General features: G+C 34.7%; 9 protein-coding genes. 4 read left to right on the forward strand and 5 right to left on the reverse strand.

The genetic code is table 11. The features are described 5' to 3' along the window. Positions 1 to 40 precede the first annotated feature (40 nt). From ACRC6Q_RS19060 to ACRC6Q_RS19080, 5 genes are all read right to left on the reverse strand, one after another. Entirely contained in the window at positions 41 to 475 is a 435-nt protein-coding gene (locus tag ACRC6Q_RS19060; RefSeq protein ID WP_431467249.1) for a hypothetical protein, read from the reverse strand. Further along, entirely contained in the window at positions 472 to 1278 is an 807-nt protein-coding gene (locus ACRC6Q_RS19065) for a ParA family protein (RefSeq protein ID WP_431467250.1), read from the reverse strand. The genes ACRC6Q_RS19060 and ACRC6Q_RS19065 overlap by 4 nt, the downstream gene beginning before the upstream one ends. Before the next feature lie 272 nt (positions 1279 to 1550). Next, positions 1551 to 2882, reverse strand: a complete 1332-nt coding sequence (locus ACRC6Q_RS19070) for a hypothetical protein (RefSeq protein ID WP_431467251.1) — start codon at positions 2880 to 2882, stop codon at positions 1551 to 1553. A gap of 2 nt (positions 2883 to 2884) precedes the next feature. Beyond that, positions 2885 to 3061, reverse strand: coding sequence for a hypothetical protein (locus ACRC6Q_RS19075; RefSeq protein ID WP_431467252.1), 177 nt, complete (start codon positions 3059 to 3061; stop codon positions 2885 to 2887). A gap of 53 nt (positions 3062 to 3114) precedes the next feature. Further along, the gene (locus ACRC6Q_RS19080; protein WP_431467253.1) at positions 3115 to 3399 is read right to left on the reverse strand and encodes a hypothetical protein; all 285 of its coding nucleotides are present in this window, start codon (positions 3397 to 3399) and stop codon (positions 3115 to 3117) included. A gap of 251 nt (positions 3400 to 3650) precedes the next feature. Between ACRC6Q_RS19080 and mobQ the strand changes: the two genes are divergently transcribed. From mobQ to ACRC6Q_RS19100, 4 genes are all read left to right on the forward strand, one after another. Beyond that, entirely contained in the window at positions 3651 to 5666 is a 2016-nt protein-coding gene (gene mobQ, locus ACRC6Q_RS19085) for a MobQ family relaxase (protein ID WP_431467254.1), read from the forward strand. A gap of 86 nt (positions 5667 to 5752) precedes the next feature. After that, positions 5753 to 7882 (forward strand): DNA topoisomerase 3, encoded by a 2130-nt coding sequence (locus ACRC6Q_RS19090; protein WP_431467257.1) that lies wholly within the window; start codon positions 5753 to 5755, stop codon positions 7880 to 7882. Between the two features lie 24 nt (positions 7883 to 7906). Continuing rightward, positions 7907 to 8299: a hypothetical protein gene (locus ACRC6Q_RS19095; RefSeq protein ID WP_431467255.1), complete on the forward strand. Its 393-nt coding sequence runs from the start codon at positions 7907 to 7909 to the stop codon at positions 8297 to 8299. Positions 8300 to 8419: 120 nt separating this feature from the next. Next, the gene (locus ACRC6Q_RS19100; RefSeq protein ID WP_431467256.1) at positions 8420 to 8782 is read left to right on the forward strand and encodes a YolD-like family protein; all 363 of its coding nucleotides are present in this window, start codon (positions 8420 to 8422) and stop codon (positions 8780 to 8782) included. The last annotated feature ends 843 nt before the right edge of the window (positions 8783 to 9625 follow it).

Genomic DNA, 9625 nt, shown 5'->3' on the forward strand with positions numbered 1-9625 from the left:
GTTCTAATTTAAGGGAATTTCAAGTAAATTGACAATTAATTCATAGTATATCATACTTCTTATCTTGCTTCTTCTTAATCTCTAAAACCAATTCTTCTTTAAAATACTTCAGACAAACCGTCAGCAAATACTTTGCCGGAATCTTTGTCTCTTTCGATAAATCCTTCAAGTACTGATTAAATTCCGCAGAAATACGAATGTTCTTTTGGGCTTCACCATCAATGTCCTCTTTTGAAATTGGATTCAGAATGGAAGATCCTTTTTCTTCGACTGCTTCTTTTAACCTTTTATGAACATCATTCAGCGCGCTGGTTACTGATTGTTCAGTAGACCAAGCGTAGAGATCGAGAAGCTTGTAATCGCTCAAAAATATTTTTCTGGAAGTTGTTTTCTCTGAATCAATCCCTTGTGTCAAAGTGGTTGATTTTTTTTTAGGCGTTTGTGATGTCGATAATTCACCTGAAAGCTTTTTCATGATTCAATGTGACCTCCTGTCTTCGTTTTAACTTCTTCGGCTAATTCTTCAAAGATAGCCATGATTTCTTTATCCCAGCGATCGTATTCAATAGCTGATTCTATTTTTCGCTTATACATCCCATTAGACATATATTTAGCAAGTCGTTTCCGTTTTGGAATAACAGTTGTAAAATACGTTTCCCTATCATTAAGGTTATATCTTTCATCAAGTTCTGCAAATATTTCATCATCATCTTCTCTCATATTAATTAGAACACCGAGAAAGTCCAGGGAATCATTAACGGTTGAATGAATGCGTAAGGCAGCATCATAAAAATCTTGAATCCCTTCAAAAGAGAAGTTCGATGTTTCTGTCAGTATTATAAAATAATCGCTAGCTGCTAACGCATTATTTAAAAAGTCACTAAAGATTGTCGGAGGAACATCAAAGAAAATGTAATCATAGTCCCCTTCGATTTTCTCGATGTACTTTCTCAAAAAAGTATATTTACTTTTTTCTGTCAGTAGTCTGCTAAAGTCTACCGTATTTTGAGAAGAAGGAATCAAATGTAAGTTTTCATTTATTTTGTGAATCGCAATTGAAAGGTCCTTTGCTTCAAGACCTTCAAAAAGTGTAGTGAAGTCTTGACTCTCTCCTTTATAGAAGGTGTTCTGAAAAAGTCGAGTTGTATTTGATTGAGGATCTAAGTCAACGATTAAAACTTTAGCACCTTTTTTCGAAAATTGGAATCCAAGCATGGAACTAACTGTGGTTTTTCCGACACCACCTTTTGAGTTTGCAATCGTAATTTTTTTAGCCATTTTCAGTCTCCCCTTTTCCGAACATCTATGATTGATATAACTCTATTTTACCATGGAGATACATAAAACCACAAGTGGTTTTATGTGATTCGATAAAAAATAAACCACAAGTGGTTCGAGAATTTCATAAAGAAAATTTTCTCTAAAAGTAAAAAATAACTCCTTTTTTATGAATAAATTAAGAAAGAGAGAAAAAACCACAAGAGACTTTTAAAAGTCCACTTGTGGTTTTTATTTTTGATTTATTGTCAGGACAACCCAAAAGATATTCTTTAAAGGCTATGTTCAATCTCAACTGTTCGAGTTGGTGTATTTTCTCTGGATTTCTCAAACTGATCGTCTTGATCTTTTTGAAATCCTTCATTCAACTTTTCATAGGTTTTACTAGTTTCTTGATTCTTTTCCAAATCCGATACTTTTTCTTGAAGAGCATCAATTTGCAATGAAAGACTATCTTTAATTTCGTAAATCTTTTCAAAATTAGCATCTTTTTTATTCAAGAGTGAATTCAGATTTTCTAATTGATCCTTAGAATGTGATAGAAGCTTTCTCATTGAACCCAATTGATATAAAGCGACTGCACCCTTCAATAAATCAGGATTAGCTAAAATTTGATTTGTAACACTCTTGCCAAGCTTGCTATCCAAAACTTTTTGGTTATAAGTGATTTCAGTTTCTTCACTGGTATCTTCAGTATTTAATTTTTGCTTTTCATTTTCTAAAGCGATTTGTTCCAGTGTTTTACCGAATCCATGACGCTCTAATTCTGCTTTATCAAATTCATTTGAAACTGTTTTTTGATTAGCATAGTTGTTTTCTTTGTTGGAAAGTAAATGAGTTACCTTTCCAGTTTCAGTTTTAAGGTTATAAGAAACTTCTTTTACATCGCCAGGGTTTTCCTTGTGTTTAAAAAAGAGCATAGCTTTATTTTCAGTAATACTTTTACTGGAAAGATGATAACCCTCTAAATTCAGACTTTGTGCATAAGAAGTCATTGAATCAACTAAGTTAATTTTTTTCCCAACGCTATCTTTTTGAGAATCAATAATCTTGTCAGGATATAAATTTTCATAGTGACTTTTCAATTCTTCTTTAGAAAATCTTTCTTCAACAGATGTGAGAGTTTGGAAGCTACCCTTTTCTTCACCAAAGTAATGATTTTTAATAGAACCTTTATCTGCTTCTAAATTATAAGTAAGAGAATATCTAATTGTATCAGGCCCATTATCATCACCTTTAAAACTCAAAGTTAACTCTTTCTCATTTATCATTTCACTGTCTAACTTCAGGTTATATTTTTCTAAATTTAAGTTATTCGAATAAGCTTTTAGATATATTAAATCTTCTTCTTTAGATAATCTATCTTCTGGTAAGAGAATATTTTTTTCTGCAGCTACAGACTTTTCGTTTGAATCCATGGGATCTAATCCAGCGTTAATTCTAGCTCTATCAACACTATTAAATGGGTCTGCTTTTATATGTCCATTTGCGCCTTTAGCATTATCATTTTTACTTCTTTGCATTGCTTTTCTTTTTGACATCGCCTTAAACAAATTTTCTAATATCTCAATTAAATCATCTTGACCAACGTTTCCAGAGGACATACTTATTCACCTGACTTTCTTTTGAATTTCAAAGGCTTGTTTTCGTTAACATAGGCAGAAAAAGTTTTTAACAATTCTTCTGTTTCTTCTATGGACAGGTCTTCACATTCAAAATAATTTTCAAGCAATGCACCTTTATTGATTAGCCGGTTGGCTCTTTCTTTTCTGAAGTCTGCCATGATATTCCTCCAACTGTTTTTTTCACGCTCGATCAGTTGTTTATTTCGCTTGATTAAGATGAATGGGTCTGTAGTGTTTCGGACTCTTCGTAGTTTCCCTTTGCTTCTTCATATTCACTTCCGTTTAACCGCTTCTTCACATCATCACTGTAGCTACGGATAATATCGAACAGAATCTCGCTATCCACATCGTCATCAATTTCCCATTCTTTTAACAGATACTTTCCAATTTCTTGTTGAGACTTGATTTCTAACTCTTTAATTTCTTTATTCATCTTTTCGATTTTCTCCTGCATTTCCTTTTTCTTAGATAGTGCTTTTGATGTTTTTGTTACCATGTTTAATCTTCCTCTCTTATTAACTATGTTTGTTATTTATCACCTTATACCAATTGCTCCCATTAATCAATAAATTATTGTAAAATATAAGAAGAAAATGGTATAATAAAGTCACGAGTTAAAGGCGAGTGCCCATTTACACGCAGTGGTCTACTTCGTAGCCAACTGCGTCTGTAATGGTTTCCCGCAGGGGCTTCTGGATTAAATTCAACTTCATCTAAAATCTATCTAAATCAAAAGGAGGTGTTAGCATGGCTAACGGTTATTATTTGTTCAGTGCAAATACAGTAAATCGTTCAAAACAATCAGCAGTAGCAATGTCAGCTTATCGATCAGATGAATCGATCTATTCAGAACGTGATGGATTAACTAAAAAATATAAAGCACATAATGTAAAGCCTGAATCATTTATTTTAAAACCTAGCCATGCTCCGGCCTGGACATTAGATAGAGAGAAACTATGGAATGAAGTTGAGAAGTTTGAAGACAGAGAAAACGCTAGAATTGCTAGAAGTGTATTGCTAGGACTGCCTAATGATTTTTCAAATGAACAGCAATTAGAACTAACAAAAGAATATATTCAAGAAGCGTTTGTTGATGAAGGGATGGTTGCAGATGTTTCTATTCACAGAGATGAAGAAAACAATCCTCACGCTCATATCCTTTTAACTGTTCGTGAATTTAATGAAAAAGGCGAATGGGAAAAGAGAAAATCTAAACGTGTTCCTTCACTAAATCAGGATGGTAATCAAATATTAAATGAAAAAGGTTGGAAGGTTACAAAGTCAGTAAAACTAAATGATTGGGATAAAACTGAAAAGCTAGTTCAATGGAGATCTACTTGGTCAGAAAAGCTTAATGAAAAATCTCAAGAGTTTGGCAAAGGAAAAAGGTATAGCCATGAATCATATGAGAAACAAGGGAAAGAAATTAAACCCACTATCCGTTTAACTCGTGAAGAATATCAGTATGAAGAGAAAGTGAAAAAGACGCATGAACAAGAGCAAACTCCTTATGAACCAACTTCTTATTATGCGAAAAAGAATGTTGAAATTAAAAAGTATAACGAGAAATTTGCAAACGTCATTCATCTTGATCAGTACAGAACTGATAAAGAACTTGTTAAAAAATTAGATAAGTTTAGATACGACAACAAGCCAGATACGAAAAACATTGAAGCTACCAAGTTACTTGTTAATCGTGTGAAAGGCTATGTTGATTTTGGTGTATCTCAAAAACTTTATAATGAGTTTTCAGACTCCAGAAACAAATGGAATTTAAAACTTGTAAAAGAGCAAACTCAAATTCATGCAGAACGAAAACTTTACGCCGATCTCATTAATAAATTTGGCGAAAGTCCAGAGTATGTAGAGAAGTTCGGTTACTCAAAAGAAGCGTTCAAAACTGAAATCAAACAGGACATTTTAAAATTGCAAGAACGTGAAAACAAATACAATGCCGAATTTGAGAAGTTCAATGAATTGAAATCAGCCACAAGTATCAGTCTTAATTATCAAAAGCATTTATTGAACACAGAGTTCAGTATTGTGTACGATCCGAAACTGCTTAATGATTTCTCCTATGAAGAGAAATATTTTGCAATGGACTTGTTGCGTAAACACAATATCATCTTGCCGAAAGAATTGATTAATGAAGAGTTTACGTTAAGACAAAAAGATTATGATTATATGGCTCTACAGGTTCCAGTATGGAAACAGGCGAAAGATACATTAACTTCTATCGGTATTTACGATAGAACAATTAAAAAGATAAATCGCACAAGACCTGAAGAGATGAAAGACTTGAAAGCCGAAGTCGTTAAGCTACGTTCTTTCACAGAGTTGAAGGCGAATTATGAAAAATACATTGAAGATATTACGCCAATTATCGACCACCAAATTAGTGGAATTGGGTTGAAGCCAAAACATATATCTGGATTGAATGTCGAATCGAAAGTCGCTGTTTTGGAAGAGTACGACAAGCTGAACGATAACCAAAAAGAAGAATTGAATATCAAAGAATTTGTTTCTGAAATTCAAGAGCAATACGAAGAGCAAGCGAAGCAAGCTGAATTTAAGAAATCTGAAGCCAATGGAAATGAAAAAGATGTTTATCAAAGCATCGCTGATAACTCTAAGAACATTTCAGATGGGTTGTTCGCTGTTCTGAATCAATTGCAAAATGCCAATGAACTCAGCGATTCTTCCCAACGAAATAAATCGAAAAAACCATTTAGAAGAAGAGCGAGTGATGGAAGAGAATTGTAAGATGGAATTTTTGAAACGGCAGCAACCTGAAAAAACGGTTGTGGCCTTTTCAAAAAAATATATCTTTAAGGGTGATAACAGTGACAATGAAACTTCCGGTGATTTTAGCTGAAAAACCAAGCCAAGCAAAAGCCTACGCAAGTGCCTTTAAAATCAAGAGCCGAACAAAAACGCATATAGAAATTGAACCGTGTGAAATCTTTAAAGATGGTGCGATCATTACCTGGGCGATTGGTCATTTAATTGAATTACAGTCTCCTGCAGATTACGACGAGAAGTTTAAAAGATGGAGTTTATCAAACCTTCCTATCGTTCCAGAGAAATTTATCTATAAAGTATCAGTCGACAAAAAATCTCATTATGCCGAGGTTGCGAAATTGTTGAAGGCCACAAGCACAATCGTTATTGCTACCGACATTGATAGAGAAGGTGAAGCCATCGCACGATTGATTATCAATCAAGCAAATGCCAGTAATAAAGTAATCAAGCGACTATGGATCAACTCACTGGAAGAAGACGAGATCAGAAAAGGGTTCAATCAATTAAAAGATGGAAAAGATACATACAATCTTTTTGTTGAAGCCCAATCCCGACAAATGGCAGATTGGATTATCGGCATGAACTTCTCCCCTCTCTATACTTTGTTGCTTCAGCAAAAAGGATTCGAAGGTTTTCTGTCCGTTGGACGAGTGCAAACCCCGACCGTATATCTGATCTATCAGCGTCAGAAAGAAATCGAGAATTTCAAACCGAAACCGTTCTATGAAATTGAAGGAATTTTTACAGCTGCCAATGGAAAGTATAAAGGCAAAGCGAAAATCAAAAGCGATAAAAAAGAAGAGGTTCAAGATCTTCTTTCTAAAAATGGAATTGCTGAAAAGAATGAAGGAATTGTGAAGTCTGTAGCCAAAAAAGAAAAACGCACGAAGTCACCAAAACTCCATGCCTTGTCTACCCTTCAGGCGACCGCCAATAGGAATTGGCGTTATAGTCCGGCCGAAGTCTTAAAGCTTGTTCAAGGGTTATATGAGAAGAAATTAGTGTCATATCCGAGGACCGACACGCAATTCATTACAGACAGCGAATTTGCCTACTTACTGAAAAATGTCGATTCATTACAAAAGCTTGCAGAAAAAACCTTTGAAGTCGCCAGTACAGAACCCAATAAACGATTTGTTGATGGCTCAAAAGTAGCCGAGCATTACGCCATAGTGCCGACAAAAGTTATTCCTTCAGAAAGTACACTAAATGGATTATCTGAACAGGAACGAAATTTGTACTTTGAAATTCTTCATACGACATTAGCCATGTTCCACTCAGATTATATCTATGAAGAAACGAAAATCATTACTGGTGTAAACGAATTGGAGTTCGAAACGACTGGAAATACTGAAAAGTCGCTAGGTTGGAAGGAATTGTTCAAAAACACGCCTGAATTTTCGAATGAAGAGAAAAAAGAGGTCTCCCCAGCTTTGCCAGCACTCGGAAATAACGAAAGAGTGTTAGGAGCCATTAAATTAAAAGAAGGTATCACAACGCCGGCTAAACCTTATACAGAGGGTCAGTTGATTGGCATGATGAAGACGTGCGGTAAGTCAGTACAAGATGAAGAAGATATGGAAATCTTAAAAGAAGTTGAAGGGCTTGGTACTGAAGCCACTCGATCTAACATTATTGAAGCGATTAAGAAGCAAGAATATATAGAAGTAAAAAAGAACATTGTGAACGTCACCAAAAAAGGTGAAATTCTATGTGAATCGGTTGAAGGTACATTGTTAGCCAGTCCGTCTATGACAGCAAAATGGGAATTATATCTTAAAAAAATCGGTGAAGGCAAAGCGTCACAAGAGCAATTTGTAAAACAGACCACTTCTTTTGTTGAAAAGATGATTCAGGAAGTGCCAGGGAAATTATCAGCCGAACTTATTTCAACGGCCATCAAAGAATCAAAGGAAGAAGATTTTCTATGTAAGTGTCCAGCTTGTCAGAACGGTCATATTTTAGAGAAGAAAAACAACTTCGCTTGTAGCCAATCTTGTAATTTCAGCTTGCCGAAAGTCTTATTAAAGAAAAAATTAAGTGTGGCAGCCATCAAAAGTCTTTGCGAAAAACAGAAGACTCCTAAGATCAAGGGATTTGAAAGCAAAGTCGGAAAGAAATTCGACGCTATTTTAGAACTGGACAATCAGAAGAAAATCAAATTCAGTTTTAATTAACTGGAATAAAGGAGATTGATAAAGGTGAAAGATTATACAATCGCTTTCCACTATTTTGAAGGTGAAATGGAATTCATGCTTCATACGGATCATATCTTTAAAGCAAAAAATCATAAACAGGCTATGGAACAGGCACAGATCATTGAAGATAAGTTTACCGATTTCCTTATCCCCTACTATGATAAGAAAGAGCGAGATATGCTAGTTGATATAAAGGAGAATCCTTACTTCAAGACAGCTAGTCTTTATGAATTTAGAAATTCATCGTTTGACGAGAATTTGTTCTCGATACCAGGAAAAATCATTTCTAAAGAAGAATTTCTTGAAATATTTGAAAAAAATTATGAAGATCATATGAAAACCCGAGAACGTGAAACTTTCGAATGTGTTGCATACGGAGTAAAAGAGCTATCTTAATTTCTAAGACTTGAAGAATGAATTTATTCTTCAAGTCTTTTTTATTTGTAAGAGAAGATTATTCTTTTAATCGAGGTGGTATAATAGGAACAAACGTTCTTATTGGAAGGAGAGAAAAACATGAAAATGAATAAAAATATGAAGCACATCGGAGAGATTAAAGACCGAGGAATTATAAAGTGGCAAGGCATGTTTCTTCCAGAACACGTTGAAATGATACGGGCTTGGCGAGAGGAAGACAATCGAGTTGAGAAGCCTGATCTAACCGATTTTGATTTACAGTTGATACAAGAAGAATTGGAAATCGCCATGAAGCGAAGATGTACGGTAAAAATTCAAACATGGAAAGACGCTCAGTTTTACTATCATGAGGGTATCGTTGAGGATATAGATTTTAGAACCAAAGTTCTTATCTATAATGATTCAGTGAAAAATAGACGGATACCAGTTAGCGAAATTGTATCAATTACTATGCTTGAGTAAACTTTAGAACCACAAGTGGTTTTAAGTTGCAACAGGCTACTATAAACCACTTGTGGTTTATTCGTGCATTACCATTACAGAATTATCGCCATGTAACAGAAAAACAAAATGCTCTTTTGGTGAAGTAAATCTATCGGCTACAAATATACGGTGACTTTTATTTATCAAAAAGAAGGTGGATATTTAGAACCACAAGTGGTTTCGTTGTGAATAATCGAAATTTAAACCACTTGTGGTTTTTAAATGGGTGTAAGTCTAACAAGAATTTAGAGTATGTAGATATAAAAACCGTTTCGGGATTGCCTAAAGGTCTGCTCATAATTTGTACGGCTGCTAAAAGACGCACCCCAACAATTTATGGCATCTCGCTGTGACCTAAACCAGTCGATAACAAGAAAGTGTAATTAGTTGGCCATTTACAAAGATCGTGTAAATAGCGAACTACTAACGCTTTCTAAGTTCCTGTCTGGTTCTTCACGATCCCACGACAATGGAAGATCGAAACCAAAACCCTAGGAACAAAAGAGTGAAAAACAAAAGGAAAGCAAAGCAAGCTTTGCTATTGAAGAGCGATTTTTCCTTTTGGTAACGAACCATAATACGTCCCATAAGGCACTAAGAAAAGAACGGTCTGGAAACCTGCACCAGACAGTTCTTTTCTAAGTGCCTTAAAAATTGATCAATAGACTTTCGCAACATATTCTCACTGCGTTCCGATATTTCACGATTCTATTGACCAATTTTTAATGGGAGTATTACGTTCTTAACTACCAAAAGGGAAAAATCTTCCCCTTTGGGAAGAGAATTGCTTCGTTATCAAAAGCAAAAATCAAATCTAAAAAT

It is taken from the genome of Planococcus sp. SE5232, assembly GCF_050686535.1.
Taxonomy (GTDB): Bacteria; Bacillota; Bacilli; order Bacillales_A; family Planococcaceae; genus Planococcus.